Source organism: Mucilaginibacter sp. P4_D1 (assembly GCF_056401935.1).
Genome location: NZ_JBFUIJ010000044.1, coordinates 1 through 17,731, shown reverse-complemented (window position 1 = coordinate 17,731; position 17,731 = coordinate 1). Strand labels below are relative to the sequence as shown.

Sequence of the window (17,731 nt, the reverse complement as noted above, 5' to 3'; positions counted from 1 at the left end):
AATGCCATCGTTTTTTACCTTATTTTCGCCGCCATTTCAGATATGAATCTTACCGATTATAGTAACGTTGATTTAAAGTTAGTTAGAGAATTAGTCAAGAACTATAATACGCTAGACTATGTCCCAAAGTTAAGGGAGATGCTCAATCCGATCTATCCTGAAAGTAAATTGAAAAAGTTTTGCAAACTGGATCTGCATAAAAAAATCAATGACCTGGTAATTGATGGCTATGAAGGCGAACAGGTTCTTAAATATCGCCTTTTTCAAGCGTTTCAACACGCTGACCTTGTTGCTGCATATGAGATCAAAGTGAAAAATAGCCGCGTCGATTTTTTAACGATAAATGGGTTTACAACCAGCTACGAGATCAAATCCAGCCTTGACAACCTCGATAAACTTGCTAAGCAATCTAATGATTATTTGACGGCTTTCGAGTTCAATAACATCGTTATCCACGAACGACATTATAACCGCTGCATTGACATCATTCCCAAGAGTTTCGGGGTAATTACCGTGGATAAAATTGGGCATTCGGTTGTTAGAAAACCCATTTTTAACCGGTCGCTACATGCTGATACCCAATTAGCATTATTGTCAAAAAAAGAGTTAAAAACGCATTATGGATTAACCGATGTGAACGTTATTAAAGATGAACTCAGTACCGCTCAGATCAATGATCGATTTAAGGTTGTATTAAAGGAAAGGTATCGTTCAAGATGGAATTTTATCGTCGAACATTCTAACGATATTTTGCCGATCGACATCCAGTTCTTTTTTAACATGAACATAAATCCTGTCAATATATATTCCTAAAGCACAAAATAACCATCGGAAATTTTGGCTTTCATGCAGTGAAGGTAATGTTCCATGGCAATTCTCTTGAACTTTGCCTGGCTTTTCCAAGGTTCAGTTTCAGCCCACATATCTTCTATCATACGCCAGCCAATATTTTCTCGGCAAAGGTAACTTAGTCGAGATCTTCGCATACGCTCGGTTGGTGCCGAAGTTAATACGTCACGTATGATGATCGCCCTGAAGTCATCAAGTTCCGGCTCTGCTCGTTTTAGGCCTTTGAAGCCATAAAAAGAATTTTCTACCGCATCATAGTAGATGAATCCCGGACTTATGCCGCCGCCACTTTCAACCACGTCCCGCTTTACGCCGGCTTGGTCAGCAAAACTATTGGCTCCAAAACTTTCAAACTTGTTCATTAGAGAATTGTCGATACGGTCAATCTTTTCGCCATGGTCCAACCCCGTGTTCGTTATCATGTGATCTATCGGACTATTCATTAATACCACATGACAAGCATCGAAAATTTTAAGATGGTCTATCATGAACTGGACAGCATCTATATCATCAAAGTTCGCAAGGCAACGTTCTTCCAGATCGACGAATAAAAAATCACGCGATTGAGCGAGGGCACTAATCTGGATCATGTCATTGGAAAAGGTTAATGCCGATGTCCGGAATGCCAGGGTCTGAAAAGCGGGCCTTAGGTCAGCTTCCTGTAGCTTGATAGAGTTGGGCTCACCGGTCCGTTGGGAATATGTACTGATCACGGGGATCACTTTTTCACTAATGCTATTTAGGCTAATTAAATGTGATGTCCGTATATCCCGTTTCCCAACTACGCCACGCAAGAATTCTACCACCTCTTTTTTCATTTTGTTGGACACCTTTAAATGCACCGGAAGATCAACAAAGATCTTATCGCTTTTGATCTGCCTAAGCGTGGGTAAGTAGATCTCATTAAAGCGTTTTGCAGGCTTAGGTTTTGTTTTTGATCCAGGTTTAGGCGCTCGTGGCTGTTGTTCGAAGTGCTTAAATATTTCGACGTATGGATACATATCTGTTCCAAAATCGAAACTGGTCAATACTTTTTTTTCTTGTTGACGTAACCTGAAAACCGGGATATAGGTTGGTGCATTCATGACTTTAATTTACTAGTATTCTATAAAATAATCTAAGTTAATTCTGACCTTCAGGTTGGCTCCAAAATGATGTGGTACTTTATTTAAGTTTTGAAGGCGGCCAATAACGATTGCGGGATGTGTCGCATAGTTCCGAGCTATCCGTCGAACTGTTCCTTCGGTGATATCGCCGGTGATCTCTTCAAGAAATGTATCAGGAAGTAACCAATCGCGCGCGAAGTCGTTCGCCTCGGCCTCTTTATTTTTATCATTTTCAACCCCATCAAAATCTTCAATAAAGACATCTTTTTTCCCATGCAGTAAAATGTGGCCTGCCTCGTGATAAAATGTGAACCAAAAATGATCGTTGGTCCTATATCTGTCAGTGATCTGTATCAATGGGGTGCCGCCTACCCATCTAGTGGCACCGCTGATGGGTGCCTTTGGCAGGCTATTAGAATAAATAACCGCGACACCTGCCTTTTCACATAGTGACTTCAATGTTGTAGGAAAGTCTTCAGGCTGAGTTTCAACCAAGGGCTTGATGCTGATCAAAGCGGCCTTGAATTCTTCTTTATTAAATTCCGGAAGCTGCTGTTGTCTTAATTTCAATTCGCCGATCCGCAACCAGGCTGCCATACTGCTTAATAAGGTCGTATAAGCGGTGCTTTTTCTGAAGCTGGTCTGTGCATAACTATCGATATAAATATTCTGCCATTGCACAGGAGATGCTACGCCATAAAATTGCAGACATTCCTCCACCATTTCAGTACTTGCTTTTTGTGTCTTTAAGTAACCAAATTTCTGAAGCTCCTTTATGGGTTGTTCTTTCAACCAGTCCATACATTGTTCCAAAAATTCTTCTTGCTCGATCCGTGCAAGTTTCTCTCGATAATGCATTTCTCTGTTCAACCAGAATTGCATATCAATACCAAGTACCTTTTCCAATAGCATGGCGGTATTGATGGTGATCGGTGCTTTCCCTGAGATTAGATCGTTCACTTTAGCTGGGGTCTTGCCGAGTCTTTCTGCTAACTCTGCCTGGCTCATTCTTAGATATTCAATCGTTTCCAATATCGTATCGCCAGGTTTTGTTAATAATTCTCTTTCTATATTAGTCTTGCTGCTCATGTGTGTTTCCTTTGGGAGATTAATGATAATCTGTCGTGTCTAAGATCTTAACGTCCGTCACTTCTATGGTCTCAATTTCACCGTTATCCTTTTTCGGGACCGGGTCATGACTGATCTCAAATAGCATTCTGTAATTTGCTGAAATATCCAATGCCCACTCGCCGTTTTTATTACCTGATAATGCATGGCAATTTGCGGCAGGTATCTGCATTAAGACTTTCAGATTCGGAGATGCCTTGATTTCGTCCAATCTAGCCTGAACCTTCTTAGCCATGGTTCCATAGGCCTTCTTAATCTCCGATGCCGAGCTCAGCTTTTTCTTGACCTTATTTGAATACGTTACCTTCATCTAATTTTTTTATTACCGAAATTCGGTAATGTTTTTAGCAAAGGTACTTAACATTTTATAAACGACAAACAATAAGGTGTTTATTTTCAGTAATTTATTTAGCCTGTGGCCGGTGTTTTCACCGCACCACTTCCAGTTGGCCTTACTGAAGTCCGGTATTACATAGATTTGCAACTGAAGCATATGCAAAAAACAAGCTCTGGCTGGTGCGGTGACAACATAGATCAGAAGCTAAAATTGAGAATCAGTTTAAAAATACAAAATCCCGGATGAAACAAACATTCGGGATTTGCATATTATTACTTAGCATGGCGTTTACCTATCAGCGGGCGCACAAGGCTGGCGGCTCGGCAACGCAAGCAAATCACTTTGCGTCTTAGCGCCTTTGCGCGCGAAATTTTCATCTTGATTGCCCCCGTCACTATAACCCTACTTCTTTTTAAACCAGGGCACAAACACACTGGTACTGGCCTGGTATTCTTTAAAAGCCGGGCCTTTGGAGCGCAGAGATTGTTCTTCGGTGGCGGGGATGCCGGTAACTTTTAATAGCAGGTACAAAATTACAGCCGGGCTAATGATAGCCAAAAATCCCCAGGGCGATCCTAACGCGAAAACGAAATAGGAAACCCACATAAGCCACTCAAAAAAATAATTGGGGTGGCGCGAGTAGTTCCAAAGGCCTATTTGGCAAATCTTCCCTTTATTGGCCGGATCACTTTTAAAGGTGGCCAGCTGCCTGTCGGCAATGGTTTCGCCGGTTACACTGATAAACCAAAGGATAAAACCGGCGTACTCCAGCGGGGATAATACAGTTTTGGTGTTAAGGCAAGAGATAAAAAAGGGAATGGCCAAAAGCACATTTGATATGGTCTGGAACTGGAAGAAAAAGAAAAACTTCTTTTCGGCATTGGGTGCCCACTCTTTACGTAATTGTTGGTAACGGCCTTCTTCATCATTTAAATGCCTGGTGATACGGGTAGCCAGGTGTGTGCCTAATCGCACGCCGGCTATTATTACCATGGCACATATCAATACCTTGCGGTCGTGATAACCGGGGGCTAAAAAAAACAGGATAATGGCAATAACCGGGAAGTTGTACGACCAAAAAATATCAACCACGCCCGCGTTTTTAATTTGATGTGCCCAAAGCCATACCAGCACCATAATGCCGCAACAGGCCAACAGGCAATAAATTACCAAACACAAAAGCGAACTGTTATCCATTTTTCTTCCCGAATAATTCTTTTACCCCCTCGCCCGGTTTAAGCCGGAAAAGCTGGATGAGCACAAAAGCACAGCTGGCAATACTGCCCAGCGCAAATAATAAGATGAGCCAGGTAATTTTAACAATGATATACTTCTCTTTATAGCATACCCAAACAAATATAACCAAAACATTGGCGTAAAAATCCCATAGCGTAGCCCGCATCCAGGGGATGGAACCCAGGTAATCCCAATTGGTAAACAGGTTGCTGTTCAGGCTGGTTGTTATCACCACATAACACATCCACACCAAAACAATGCTAAACAGAATTTTTAAGGCATTGATCATGGCCTTTGCTTATTTGGTTTTTGCGGCCTTGATGAATGCAAGCGCATCGTCCGAGTGTTCTTTACCCTGCATCATGGCTTCGTGGGTGTAAACTATTTTGCCCTTCAAATCCACGATAAAAGTTTCGCGGCCGGTCATAAAAAACTTTTTGTGGATGCCAAATTGGTTATAAACCTTGTTGTCGGGGTCGCTTAGTAAAGTAAACGGCAGTTTGTAATGGTCGGCAAAGCCTTTATGGCTGGCAACCGTGCCGCCGTTTATGCCTATCACCATAGCGCCGGCCTTGGTAAACTGGTCAAAACTATCCCTAAAGGCGCAGGCTTCTTTGGTGCAAACCATACTTTCATCTTTTGGATAAAAATAAATAACCAAAACCTTTTTGCCCACGTAGTCGGCGGTTTTAAATTCCTTGCCATTTTGGTCGAGCAGCGAAAATGAGGGCATGGCGTCGCCGGTTAGTAATTCTTTACCGGTTTGGGCTTGTGCCGCGCAGGTAAACAGGAAGGAAGCCCCTAATATAATAAGCAAATATTTTAGCATAGTGGTGTTCATTTCCATAACCTACGAAATTTTTGAGTACAAGCGATTTAATTATCGTAAAATAAAAAGGCCATCACTTTGTTTTATAGTGACGGCCTGTATTTTATGCTTGTAACAAAGATTTTATACCAAATTCTTTTTGATATAGCTGATGCTTTTGGCGATACTATCAAACGGATCGCCGGGGCATATATCCTGTTCAACAAAGAAATATTTTACGCCTGCCTTTTTTGATTGGGCCAGGATCTTTTTAAAATCGATAACACCATTACCTACCTCGGTAAATTTCTTTTCGGGAGTGCTGTCCATATCCTTCATGTGTAACAATGGGAAACGGCCCGGGTATTTATTAAAAAAGGCAATCGGGTCTTGTCCGGCTTTGGTCATCCAGTACAAATCCATTTCCATTTTTACATTGTCGGCATCAGTGGTTGTTAACAGAATCTCGTACGGGTATTGTCCGTTATCCTGTATAAATTCAAAATCGTGGTTATGGTAACATAACTGGATGCCCGAATTTTTACATGTTTGACCGGCAACATCAAGTAAGCCCGCTACTTTTTTATAATGCTCCACGTCGCCCCGTTCTGATTGTGATAAGTAAGCGCAAACCATGTATTTGGCACCAACGGCGGCGGCATCATCAACGGCCCTTTTCCAGTCGTTAAGGATGGTTCCTATTTGCGATGCGCCATTAACCTGCTCCTCGCCAAGGCGATAATGCGCGCTTGGCATTGCAAGGCCTTCCTGCGCCAATAAGCTGGCAAAACCCTTGGCATTCATGCCATAAAACAATTCGGTGCCTGTGTAAGTTGCACCTTCAACGGTGTTGTACCCTAACTTAGCTACTTTAGCTAATGCGGCGGCAGGGTCTTTCGCCATGGCATCGCGAATGGTATATAACTGCAGGCCTATTTGTTTTTTGTCGTAAGCAAATAAGTTTGGTGCTGCTAAAAGTCCGGCAGTAAGCACAGCCGAAGTTTTAATAAATGAACGTCTGGTAGTCATAATTATATTTTATAATTAGTGAAGAATTGGTGGTGTTTATGATTGGTGATGTAAATATACTGTATAAACAATACTAAAAGCAAAGACTTGATTTTATTTGAATAGTTTAATTAAACTAAGCAATTAAAAAGCAGTCATATTGTTACAAACGGCCTTACACCTTTTGCTTTTACACCTATCACAATACAAATATGAAACTCCCTGCAGGTTTGGTTTTAGTGTTTTTGTTTTGCTGCGCATTAAAAACGCATGCGCAATCAAGTGGTTTGCTGATCAGGATTGGCACTATGCAGCCAATGGCAGATCTGCTCGACAGCAATGTAAGCAAAGGTTCGTTCCGGGTTAATATCGGCTACGGGAAAGTTTTTGCCGGCGGCCATTCCGGGTTTGATATTACCGGTTTCGCCGATGTAATGAGTTATAATTTTTATTTTGATGATGATTACAAGCGCTTTGAAGGCACAACCCTGTATACCGGTATCGCTGTAACGCCCCACTATTGTATCAATCCCGAAAGCGATGTACAAATAGCCGTTGCCCTCTCCATAAAAGGAGGCTATAATGTTGGATATGGCGATGTATACCGCTACAGCGAACCCCGTGATGATTATACTGAAAAACTGGAGGGCAAATCAACAAACGCAGGCTATACCTTTGCTTATTCGCCCATGATAACCTTTTCCATTCCAACCGAACATGCCAGCGTTGGGCTGGAGCTGGGTTATGATAGTTCAAATTACGGCGCGGGCATCAACCGGTTACGATCAAAATATTATGCCCCAATAAAATATAATTCGGGGTACCTGTTTATAGGGGTATTTTTCCGGCTGTACCATTAACTTTTTTGAATACAAAAGTCACTATCCCCATCAATTAAGTAGCCATTTTACATATAAACAACATTCTTTTCCCTAAACTTGCAGTACAAAACGATTGTTGCTCCTCAACAGCGTATTATAAAACATGAGTGAAGAATTTTACGGGCAAATTTTTACCAAGCAGCAAAAGCTTGACTACGTGCCGTCTAACAAGGAAATTACCCGGTGGGCGCTGCGCGTTATTCATTTGCTATATCCGGAGCAAACAGCAAAAATCTTTTCAACTGTTGACGAACTAAAGTCGGAATTTGCGCTGCTGGAGGCTGAACTTTACAAAATTATGGAGGCCACCAGCGCCTGTGCCGATTGCGACAACAAAAAACGTGCTGCCGGCTTTTTTGAATCCCTGCCGCAGCTTTACCAGGTTTTAAATACCGATATACAGGCTATATTTAACGGCGATCCGGCTGCCCGCAGCGAGTTCGAGGTTATCCGCACCTACCCGGGCTTCTTTGCAATTTCGCTTTACCGGCTGGCACACAGCTTATATACCCGCGATATTCCATTGATCCCCAGGATACTGACCGAATATGGCCACTCAAAAACAGGTATCGACATTCACCCGGCAGCCGTTATAGGTGATTATTTTTACATTGACCATGGCACCGGCATTGTCATCGGCGAAAGCTGCACCATCGGCGCGCATGTTAAATTATACCAGGGCGTTACACTTGGTGCACTAAGTGTTGATAAAAGTATGGCATTTACCAAACGCCACCCAACGGTACAAGATAATGTGGTTATATACTCTGGCGCTACCATACTTGGTGGCGAAACGGTGATAGGCAGCAACAGCGTTGTTGGAGGAAATGTATGGCTAACCAAAAGCCTGCCACCCAATTCAAGGGTGTACCACACGCCAAGCATCCGTATTCTGAAAAAACTAACCCGGCGCATTTTTGGCGAGCAAAAATAATAATGATACCATCTGTTTTACATCTACCAAAACAAAACAACAATGGCTACACTCATTGATTTAATAGGCAACACGCCTATGGTTGAAATAAAAAAGCTGAACCCCAATCCCAACGTGCAGATATTTGCCAAGCTGGAAGGCAACAACCCCGGCGGCAGTGTTAAAGACCGCGCATCACTTAACATGATCCGCAGCGCGATCGAGCGTGGCGATATTAAACCCGGCACCAAATTAATTGAGGCTACCAGCGGCAATACAGGTATAGCGTTGGCTATGATTGCCCGCTTGTTTGATTTGGAGATTGAATTGGTAATGCCATCAAACTCCACCCGCGAACGCACGCTTACCATGGAGGCTTTTGGGGCCAAAGTAACTTTGTTAGAAGGCATTGAGCTTTGCCGTGATTACGCCGAAGAACGGGCCGCAACCGGCGAATTTTACCTGGTAAACCAGTTTGCAAACCCGGATAATTTTGGCGCACATATTAAAAGCACCGGCCCCGAGATTTGGCGCGATACGGAAGGCAAAATAACCCATTTTGTGAGCGCGATGGGCACCACAGGCACTATTATGGGCTGTTCTATGTACCTTAAACAGCAAAATGACGATATCCAGATAGTAGGCTGCCAGCCTACAGAGGGCTCATCTATCCCCGGCATCCGCAGGTGGCCCGCGGCTTATCTGCCTAAAATATTTGATGCATCAAGGGTTGATAGGGTAATGGATATTTCGGAAGAAGAAGCTACCCAAAGGGCACGCGAACTGGCCAAAGTTGAGGGCGTATTTGCCGGCATGAGCAGTGGCGGCGCCTTATCTGCAGCTATAAAATTAGCCTCCGAATTAAAAGAAGGCCTAATCGTATTTATTTGCTGCGATCGTGGCGACAGGTATCTGAGCAGCGAGTTGTTTGGATAGTATTTTAGCTTATTGCCCCAGCTCGTAACTGATAACCACCGTTGGCAATAACGTAGCGTTATCAAGCGGAATTTGATTATCTGTAATTATTGGCTTGCGTTGGGCATAAAAATCAAACATGTGCTTCTCTAAACTCTTACCCGGTAAGGCCGGCGGAATGAAGCCTACAGAGAAGGGCAATACAAAATCATGAGTCTTTTCATGATCGGGGATAATCCATTTATGGGTTGATTTTTTTAAAGCTTCAATAATAGGCACTGTTAAAACATAGTCGTCAGCATAATAAATCACTATTCTTGTTATCGTGCCCTTTGTATCGGCAGTAAATTTAAAAACGGCTGTTCCGGCGGCCCTTTTTTTAATTATCTCGGGCGATACCACAACGCTGTCTTTAAAAAAGGAACTCATCACAGGTGCGCCACCCTGGAAAGGGAATGCAAGTTGTGTTTGCGCCATTGCGCAAAAGGATGATAAAACTACTACGGCTAATAATATGATCTTTTTCATTAATGATATTCTTGTGTTAACTGGTTACCTGGGCTGCGGGCGTTCACTCGGGTCGCGCTTGCTGCCATCATATAACTCATACTCAAATAAACGGCAATCCAGCTTGCCATTATAAAACTCAATTCTGCGCGATGGGCGTAAGCCTATCTTTTTCGCAAGGTCGGGATTTCCTGTAAAAACATATCCCCTGTAACCAAGGCATTTCTTTTTCAAAAAGTCGCCCATCCTTTTATAAGTAATCTCCAGTTTGCTGTGCACACCTAAGCGTTCTCCATATTCCGGGTTAAACATTACTACTCCGGGTTCTTCGGGTACTTCGGTATCTTCAAAATCACAAACAGCAAAATCAATTAAATGTTCTACTCCCGCAGTTTTAGCATTTTTTTGAGCAATATCTATGGCGTCTTCCGATATATCAGTAGCAATAATTTTAAAGCCTGTTTCTTTCTTAGCCTTGTCTTTCAACTTACGGCGCTCTACAAAAAACACATTTTCATCGTACCCCATAATATGCATAAAACCATAGTTCATCCTGAATAAACCGGGATGCTTATCGGTAGCCAACAGAGCCGCCTCAATAGCCAAAGTGCCAGATCCGCACATCGGGTTAATAAAAGTGCTCTTCCTGTCCCAGTTGGTAGCCATAATGGTTGATGTGGCCAAAGCTTCAAGCATGGGGGCCTTGCCGGGTATTTTGCGGTAGCTATGTTTGGCCAGTGTTTCGCCCGATGTATCCATAAATACATCGGCCTCATCGTCCTGCCAATACAAATGCACCAGGGTTTTATTTGCTTCGGCGCCAGAGTTAGGGCGAATGCCTTTAACCTCCTTAATCCTGTCAACAATAGCATCTTTCACCTTTACGTTGGCAAACAAAGGCGTAAGTATATGCTCGTTATTAACGTTTGATGTAACCGAAAAGTACCCGCTGAAATCGATCAGTTTTTCCCATTCAATGGTCACTAACTCGTCGTATAGTTCTTTAGGGTCGGCGGCTTTAAAACTCTTTATTAAATAAAGCACCTGGCTTGCGCAACGCAGGTTTAAGTTAAGCGCTATGGTATCTGTAACTGTGCCCTTAAGCTCCACCCCGGTTTGAAAAACACGGACCGGTGTATAGCCCAAAGCCTCTACCTCCTGTTGAAGATAGCCTGACAATCTTTTATTGCAGGTAATTATTATTTTACTTTCGTTGTGGAAAACTTGCATGATATTTTGCGAAATTAAGCATTAAAAACGCCCTATTTTAATTTCTTATCTATTAACTTTACATTTTAAATTATTTGAAGATTATGGAAGTTAAAGGTAAAGTACATGAAGTGTCGCCAACACAACAGGTAACCGACTCACTAAAGAAGCGCGAATTGATATTAGAATATATTGAAAACCCTCAATATCCTGAATATCTGAAGTTCGAAGCTATACAAGATCGCTGTGCTTTGATTGACAATGTAAAGATAGGCGATGACGTTGAAGTTTTCTTTAACCTGCGTGGCCGCCCATGGACTGATAAAACAGGCAAAAAAAGCTATTTCAACTCGTTACAGTTATGGAAAATTAACGTTCTTGCAGGTGCAGGCGCAGCATCTTCGCCAGAGTATGCAGCACCGGCCGCAGACATCAGCTCATCAAGCGACGACGATGATTTGCCATTTTAATTGGTTTGTCATTTGCATAAAATATAAGAAAAGGCCTCAATTGGGGCCTTTTTTTATTGCCTCTCCTTCACCTGCCAGCTACCGGCAATAGGTTATATCTCAAAGCGTTATTATTAATTTACAATTGTTAAATTTTGTTAAATAGCCCCTTTGTTGGCTTATTTAAAATATTTTTGTTTGTTAACAAATGAAGAAACGCAGTATTGGTTTGATTATTGGTTTAATGGGACTTGCACTTTTGGGTGTAATGGCCATGCAATTGTATTTTTTAAGGCAATCGTACCAAATGCAATCCGAACTTTTTGACCGCTCTGTTAATGAGGCTCTTAACAACGTGGTATCAAAAGTAACCAAGCAGGACGCCAACAACTTTTTAAATTCAAAAGCCCAGGTTAAAGCAGTAGAAATAGATGACGCGGGAATAAAAGTTGTAAAAAGTGCTGAAAATAAGCTGTTTACTGCTAAGCCAGGCAAGCGGCAAACCCTGCGGCAAAAAAAAATAGCCCTGCTGCGCGATAGCCTTGAGCGCATGATTAAACATCAAAAACTTGATGATGAGTTAAGCGATTTACTACAGCAGGAAGGCACAGTGGATATTAAAGTTACCATGGCACAGTTTACCGATGATGCGGGCATAGTGCATGCCAGCTACAAACAGCAGGTAATTGGCACGCACATTACCCACACCGCAAAAATACCTCACAAACTGCGCAAATATGATACGTTGCGTTACGAATACCCTGACCCGCAATTTGGCAAGCAATTGATTTTGATACCACGCATTAATCCTCTGTGGCAGCGCGAACAAGTGCGCAAGCAAAAGGAGAGACAGGTTGCCCAGATCAAAAGAATGCTGGAGACCGATTCGATCCAAAACGTAAGCGTAAACACAAACCCCGGCAAGGCAAATGTGATAGCTAACCTGGCCGAAGAATACAGCAGATCGGGACAACCACTTACTAAGCGTTTAAACCTGCTTTGGATAGATACGCTTTTACGTTTTGAACTACATAACAAGGGAATATCTTTGCCCTTTAGCTACGAAGTAAGTACAGCCAATAGTGATTCACTCATATTTTCCAACGCCAGTGACCTGGACGGTAACAAGCCAGTGTTTATACCAGCCAATACCTATCAAACCGCTATTTTTAGCCGCGATGTTATTAATGATCCGGGAAAGATCAAGCTATCGTTTCCGCAAAAAAACTCACTTATCTTAAGTAAAATGACCGCTACTATGGGTACTACCGGCGGTTTGCTTATCGTTTTGATATTTTGTTTTGGATATACCATTTTCTCAATCCTGAAGCAGAAAAAAGTATCAGAGATGAAAATAGATTTCATCAATAATATGACCCACGAGTTTAAAACCCCGGTATCAACCATCATGATTGCCAGTGAGGCTTTAAAGGATAGGGAAATTACAAACGATCAAAATAGGGTATTACGCCTGGCCAATATAATTTTTGAGGAAAACGAACGTTTAGGTAGCCATATAGAGCGCGTATTAAATATAGCCCGCATCGAAAAAAATGATTTTAAGCTTGATAAAAAACCGCTTGATGTAAACGATATGATTGCGGTTGTATTGGATAGTATGGCGCTTAAGCTGCATAAATGCAACGCTAAAACCACACTTGAACTGGAAGCCGAAAACGCGGTAATAATTGCCGACGAGCTTCATTTTTCAAACGTGTTGTATAACCTTATCGATAACGCAATAAAGTATAGCCATGAAAACCCCGAAATAACCATCAGCACTTTTAATAAAAACGGGCAGGTTGTAATTAAGGTGGCCGATAGAGGGATAGGCATGAGCCGCGATCAGCAAACAAAAATATTTGAACAGTTTTACCGTATCCCTACAGGTAACCTGCACGATGTTAAAGGTTTTGGACTGGGCTTAAGCTATGTAAATACCATCGTAAAACGATTGAACGGCAGTATCAGCGTAAAATCTGAAAGAGAAAAAGGATCGGAATTTGAATTGAAATTCGCGGTTGCTTAGATGAGCTCGGACTTTCCGACTTCCGGACTAAAAAATAAAAAAACTTTCGGACTTATCGGACTTTTCCGACTTCCGGACTAAACACAACATGAAGAAAATACTACTGGTTGAGGATGATGCCAATTTAGGTTTACTGCTACAGGACTACCTGCAGTTGAAAGGGAAATTTGATGTTATCTTGTGCAAAGATGGCGAAGAAGGGCTGCGTACATTTACCAAACATGTATTTGATTTGCTGATACTGGATGTAATGATGCCCAAAAAAGATGGCTTTACCCTTGGAAAAGATATCAGGAAAATAAACCCCAACGTACCCATTATTTTTGCCACCGCCAAAGGCATGATTGAGGATAAAACCCAGGCCTTTAACCTAGGCGGTGATGATTATATTACCAAGCCATTCCGTATAGAAGAACTACTGTTGCGAATAAATGCCTTGCTGAAACGCAGCAGCGGTACCGAAAAAACTGAAGAGGAAAAGCAAACCAGCTTTAAAATTGGCCGCTATACTTTTGATTATACCTCGCAAATCATCACCATAGGCGAAACACTTCAAAAGCTATCTACCAAAGAGGCCGAACTTTTACGCCTGCTATGCATGCGTAAAAACGAAGTACTTACCCGCGAAGAAGCACTCCTGAATATTTGGCATGACGATAATTATTTTAACGGCCGTAGTATGGATGTGTTTTTAAGCAAAATCCGGAAGTATTTAAAAGATGACCCCAATGTAGAGATCATTAATGTACATGGCCGGGGCTACAAATTGCTAATCAATTAGCAGGAGTTTCGGATGCGTTTACCGGGAGGGTTGTAAAACCTTACTAAGAGCCAGTTCTTGACCGGGGAGGGTTTTGGGATAAATTTTTAAACCAAAAAGAAATTTTATTCTGCCTTATTGTCAATACATTAGCAGGAGTAGGGTTAAGCGAGCATAACATTATCTCCCCACGCTCCGTTAAATCCACTTACAAAATGAATAAGGCTGGCATTTCCCCCTTTTAGGGTATTGATTAACTGGCTTTTATAATTATATTTGTTTACTGATTAATTTATTAAACTCAGACAAAAGGCTCAATGAGATATCTTTTACTAATTATCTTATGCTCCGCAAGTATATCCGCATCGGCACAATGGTGGGTAAAACCGGCTAAAAGCATAGGTAACGTATTTAAAAAACACGAGCGCTTTCCGCTGATTGCTGATGTAAAAGACCACTCCATTGGCCGGCTACCTGCGGCGCAGTTAGCTAAACATAAAATTACCACTGTTAACCTTGATCTCGCCTCCTATTCGCTTTACCTACAGGAGATGGCGGTAATGAAAACCGCCCAGCATAATATGAGGTTCAGGGTGTACAATGCGGCAAGCTATAATTTTAGCGATCTGGCGCAAATGTACCTTAAGCAAAACCGCTTATCCGAAGCTAAATGGTATTGGCTGCAAAGCCTCCTGATATCGCGCCAGCAAAACGACGATAAGCATACCATTACCAGCTTAATGGGGCTGGCAACCTGCAAAGCGGGCTACGGCGATTTTACCCAGGCTATGCAGGATTTGAACGAAGCCCGCGATATGGCCAATAGCCACGGCTTTACGGCCGATGTTGCCAGTATTAATAAGCAGATGCGCTACCTGCAAGACAATAAAGATAACCCGAAAGCCGAGATCCGTTATGCGGAAACCGCCGAGCAGGAGCCTAAAAAGGTAATTAAATAAATTTTTTATGTAACAATAGCGTAAAATGCCATTGCTTGTATACTACAAGTAAAACATTATCGTATAATTGTTATTGTTATTAAGAGACAGCATTTTGACTGTCTCTTTTTTTTACATTAGCAATAATTTATTAGGCACAAGTATTGATGTTTTACACCACTCCCGATTTAACTACAGTAAAAAATATGTTTAAGAAAGTATATTTATTAGTATTACTGGCCGCTGCACTTGCATGTAAGGCATCGCCATCAAAACCAATTAAAGTTGCAGCCTCGGATTTGCAGCCAGATGAGCAACAGGTTATCGTGTGCAAAAAGATTGCCGAACTGATTACCAATTACAATTATAAAAAGGTTGAGTTGAATGATTCTATATCGACAATTATATACAACCGGTACATCAAATCATTAGACGAAAACCACAGCTATTTTTTAGCGTCAGATGTTAAAGACTTTGAAAAATACAAAACAGTGCTTGATGATGATATTAAAGCAGGTAACCTTAATGATGCTTTTTATATTTTCAATGTGTTTCAAAAAAGGTACATTGAGCATGTTAATTACTCGTTGGCCCGGTTAAATAAAAGCTTTGATTTTGATAAAAAAGAATCATTTGTTTACGATCGTGATAAACTGCCATGGCCTGCTAATCAAGCCGAAATGGATGATATGTGGGGACAGCGCGTTAAATACGACCTGCTGAACCTGAAAATAGCCAGCCCGGATATGGCTAAAAATAAAGAAACACTTAAAAAACGTTACGAAAACTTATTGTCGCAAGCCAATAAGCTATCTAACCAGGATGTTTTTCAATATTTTATGGATGCCTTTACCGAGGCTATCGATCCGCACACCAATTACTTTAACCCATCGAACGCGGCTAATTTCAATATCGAAATGTCTCGTCAGTTAGAAGGTATAGGTGCTTCCCTGTTAGTTGAAAATGAATACGTAACTATCAAATCGGTGGTACCGGGTGGCCCTGCTGATAAAAGTAAGCAAATATCTATCGACGATCGCATTGTTGGTGTTGCGCAAGGCAAAGAAGGCGAGTTCCAGAACGTAGTTGGCTGGAGGGTTGAAAATGCTATCGCCCTTATTCGCGGCACAAAAGGCACAACGGTAAGGCTTGAGATTTTACCGGCTGGAGCTGGTGCGGGCAGCAAACCAAAAACTGTAGAAATGGTGCGCGAAAAAATTATTTTAAAGGATCAATCGGCCAAAAAGGAGATTCGTACCTATAACAGTAATGGCAAAGCAGTTAAAATAGGGGTGATATCTATCCCTGCATTTTACATCGATTATAACGATTACAAAGCGGGCAACCCCAACTATAAAAGTACCACTCACGACGTTAAATTATTGCTGGATAGCCTGAAACAGGAAAATGTTGATGGTGTAGTGATTGACTTACGCGAAAACGGTGGGGGCTCATTAATGGAAGCTATCGAACTTACTGGCTTATTCATCAAATCGGGCCCGGTAGTACAAGTTCGGGATACTAAAGACCAGGTAGATGTAGAGAAAGATGAAGATCTATCGGTTACTTATTCAGGCCCGCTGGGTGTACTTGTTGATCGTTTTAGCGCTTCAGCATCTGAAATTTTCTCTGGTGCTATACAGGATTATGGCCGCGGGCTAATTCTTGGCACTCAAACCTATGGTAAAGGTTCGGTACAAAACGCAATCGACCTTGATCGGATTTTGGGCTCGCCAATCCGCGACAAGATTAATCAGTTAGCCAATACAGTTACCCCCGGTGCAAAAAAAGGCACCATGAAGGTTTCCACAGGCAGCCAGAGCACTTACGGCCAGTTAAATTTAACTATAGCTAAGTTTTATCGTATCAGTGGCAATTCAACCCAACATAAAGGAGTTATGCCGGATATCCAGTTCCCATCATTAATTCCTTTGGATAAATATGGCGAGGATACCGAGCCATCGGCGATGCCTTTTGATGTGATTGAGAAAAGCGATTTTACAAAAGCCGGCGATTTTACCGCGGTATTGCCTCAGCTTAAAAAAATGCACGACCAACGCATGGCTACCAGCGACAGCTACAAATATATGCTGGAAGATATTGCCGACTTTAAAAAACACGATACTGAAGGTAGCGTAACCTTAAACGAGGCTGATTTGAAGAAACAACGCGATGCCGACGAGCAAAAAGCGCTTGAACGCAACAACCTGCGCCGTGTGGCATTAGGCCTTCCCGCACTTAAAAAAGGCGACAAACGACCTAAAAATGAAGATCTTGACTTTGTAAAACGCGAGGTAGGCCAGATCATGACTGATTACATCAGCTTAGGATCGAAGTTTACGAGTGTGAAACCTTAGTTGGATAGGCAGATGTGCAAATTTCAGATGTGCAGATGACGAAAAAGAAAATGAGGCCGTATCATAAATCAAATGATGCGGTCTTTTTATTTTACGGCGGATAAATCGATTTCAAGTAGTTTTTTGATGTTGATTTCGAACTAACGAATATTATTGATTAAGAACGAGTGAAAAGAAGGCCTTTAGGCAGCTTTTTTTCTTAGGTTTTGTGCGATTGAAAGTAAGCCCCATTCTATCGCTACTTTTTCTTTCCCACGGAGCATGAAGCGTCGGAACCCGTGGTTCTGTTTGATATTTCCCC

General features: G+C 42.0%; 19 protein-coding genes. 9 read left to right on the top strand and 10 right to left on the bottom strand.

Annotated features, from left to right (window positions below):
• Nucleotides 1–42 precede the first annotated feature (42 nt).
• Nucleotides 43–813, top strand: a complete 771-nt coding sequence (locus AC1DV1_RS25605; protein ID WP_477365575.1) for a sce7726 family protein — start codon at nucleotides 43–45, stop codon at nucleotides 811–813.
• Here AC1DV1_RS25605 and AC1DV1_RS25600 read toward each other — a convergent pair.
• The 7 genes from AC1DV1_RS25600 to AC1DV1_RS25570 all read right to left on the bottom strand — a co-directional run bounded on the left by AC1DV1_RS25600 (nucleotide 810) and on the right by AC1DV1_RS25570 (nucleotide 6,493).
• Nucleotides 810–1,934: a beta family protein gene (locus AC1DV1_RS25600; protein ID WP_477365572.1), complete on the bottom strand. Its 1,125-nt coding sequence runs from the start codon at nucleotides 1,932–1,934 to the stop codon at nucleotides 810–812. The genes AC1DV1_RS25605 and AC1DV1_RS25600 overlap by 4 nt on opposite strands.
• Nucleotides 1,935–1,946: 12 nt before the next feature.
• Nucleotides 1,947–3,044, bottom strand: a complete 1,098-nt coding sequence (locus AC1DV1_RS25595; protein ID WP_477365569.1) for a helix-turn-helix domain-containing protein — start codon at nucleotides 3,042–3,044, stop codon at nucleotides 1,947–1,949.
• Nucleotides 3,045–3,063: 19 nt separating this feature from the next.
• Nucleotides 3,064–3,393 (bottom strand): type II toxin-antitoxin system RelE/ParE family toxin, encoded by a 330-nt coding sequence (locus tag AC1DV1_RS25590; protein ID WP_477365566.1) that lies wholly within the window; start codon nucleotides 3,391–3,393, stop codon nucleotides 3,064–3,066.
• Nucleotides 3,394–3,822: 429 nt separating this feature from the next.
• Complete coding sequence (locus tag AC1DV1_RS25585) at nucleotides 3,823–4,617, bottom strand: DUF1295 domain-containing protein (RefSeq protein WP_477365563.1); 795 nt, start codon at nucleotides 4,615–4,617, stop codon at nucleotides 3,823–3,825.
• Nucleotides 4,610–4,945 (bottom strand): DUF1475 family protein, encoded by a 336-nt coding sequence (locus tag AC1DV1_RS25580; protein WP_477365560.1) that lies wholly within the window; start codon nucleotides 4,943–4,945, stop codon nucleotides 4,610–4,612. The genes AC1DV1_RS25585 and AC1DV1_RS25580 overlap by 8 nt, the downstream gene beginning before the upstream one ends.
• 9 nt (nucleotides 4,946–4,954) lie before the next feature.
• Nucleotides 4,955–5,503, bottom strand: coding sequence for a peroxiredoxin (locus AC1DV1_RS25575; RefSeq protein ID WP_477365557.1), 549 nt, complete (start codon nucleotides 5,501–5,503; stop codon nucleotides 4,955–4,957).
• A 105-nt stretch (nucleotides 5,504–5,608) separates the two neighbouring features.
• Nucleotides 5,609–6,493: a sugar phosphate isomerase/epimerase family protein gene (locus tag AC1DV1_RS25570; protein WP_477365554.1), complete on the bottom strand. Its 885-nt coding sequence runs from the start codon at nucleotides 6,491–6,493 to the stop codon at nucleotides 5,609–5,611.
• A 191-nt stretch (nucleotides 6,494–6,684) separates the two neighbouring features.
• Between AC1DV1_RS25570 and AC1DV1_RS25565 the strand changes: the two genes are divergently transcribed.
• From AC1DV1_RS25565 to cysM, 3 genes are all read left to right on the top strand, one after another.
• Nucleotides 6,685–7,332: a hypothetical protein gene (locus AC1DV1_RS25565; RefSeq protein ID WP_477365551.1), complete on the top strand. Its 648-nt coding sequence runs from the start codon at nucleotides 6,685–6,687 to the stop codon at nucleotides 7,330–7,332.
• Between the two features lie 124 nt (nucleotides 7,333–7,456).
• Nucleotides 7,457–8,287 carry a serine O-acetyltransferase EpsC gene (epsC, locus tag AC1DV1_RS25560; protein WP_477365548.1) on the top strand — a complete coding sequence of 277 codons (831 nt, stop codon included), beginning with the start codon at nucleotides 7,457–7,459 and terminating at the stop codon, nucleotides 8,285–8,287.
• A 42-nt stretch (nucleotides 8,288–8,329) separates the two neighbouring features.
• Nucleotides 8,330–9,202, top strand: coding sequence for a cysteine synthase CysM (gene cysM, locus AC1DV1_RS25555; RefSeq protein WP_477365545.1), 873 nt, complete (start codon nucleotides 8,330–8,332; stop codon nucleotides 9,200–9,202).
• Between the two features lie 9 nt (nucleotides 9,203–9,211).
• Here the strand turns inward: cysM and AC1DV1_RS25550 are convergent, their stop codons facing one another.
• Complete coding sequence (locus AC1DV1_RS25550; protein WP_477365542.1) at nucleotides 9,212–9,709, bottom strand: hypothetical protein; 498 nt, start codon at nucleotides 9,707–9,709, stop codon at nucleotides 9,212–9,214.
• A 24-nt stretch (nucleotides 9,710–9,733) separates the two neighbouring features.
• Nucleotides 9,734–10,918, bottom strand: a complete 1,185-nt coding sequence (locus tag AC1DV1_RS25545; protein ID WP_477365539.1) for a THUMP domain-containing class I SAM-dependent RNA methyltransferase — start codon at nucleotides 10,916–10,918, stop codon at nucleotides 9,734–9,736.
• An 83-nt stretch (nucleotides 10,919–11,001) separates the two neighbouring features.
• Here AC1DV1_RS25545 and AC1DV1_RS25540 point away from each other — a divergent pair, with 83 nt between their 5' ends.
• The 5 genes from AC1DV1_RS25540 to AC1DV1_RS25520 all read left to right on the top strand — a co-directional run bounded on the left by AC1DV1_RS25540 (nucleotide 11,002) and on the right by AC1DV1_RS25520 (nucleotide 17,430).
• On the top strand, nucleotides 11,002–11,367 hold the full coding sequence (locus tag AC1DV1_RS25540) for a DUF3127 domain-containing protein (RefSeq protein ID WP_477365536.1): 366 nt from the start codon (nucleotides 11,002–11,004) through the stop codon (nucleotides 11,365–11,367).
• Between the two features lie 187 nt (nucleotides 11,368–11,554).
• On the top strand, nucleotides 11,555–13,375 hold the full coding sequence (locus tag AC1DV1_RS25535) for a sensor histidine kinase (protein ID WP_477365533.1): 1,821 nt from the start codon (nucleotides 11,555–11,557) through the stop codon (nucleotides 13,373–13,375).
• Nucleotides 13,376–13,463: 88 nt separating this feature from the next.
• Nucleotides 13,464–14,156 carry a response regulator transcription factor gene (locus tag AC1DV1_RS25530; protein ID WP_477365530.1) on the top strand — a complete coding sequence of 231 codons (693 nt, stop codon included), beginning with the start codon at nucleotides 13,464–13,466 and terminating at the stop codon, nucleotides 14,154–14,156.
• 296 nt (nucleotides 14,157–14,452) lie between these two features.
• Entirely contained in the window at nucleotides 14,453–15,094 is a 642-nt protein-coding gene (locus AC1DV1_RS25525) for a tetratricopeptide repeat protein (RefSeq protein WP_477365528.1), read from the top strand.
• Between the two features lie 185 nt (nucleotides 15,095–15,279).
• Entirely contained in the window at nucleotides 15,280–17,430 is a 2,151-nt protein-coding gene (locus AC1DV1_RS25520) for a carboxy terminal-processing peptidase (protein WP_477365525.1), read from the top strand.
• 182 nt (nucleotides 17,431–17,612) lie between these two features.
• On the opposite strand, the gene AC1DV1_RS25515 is transcribed toward AC1DV1_RS25520, so the two are convergent.
• Nucleotides 17,613–17,731: transposase (locus tag AC1DV1_RS25515; RefSeq protein WP_477360453.1), on the bottom strand; the 119-nt coding region annotated here is incomplete at its 5' end.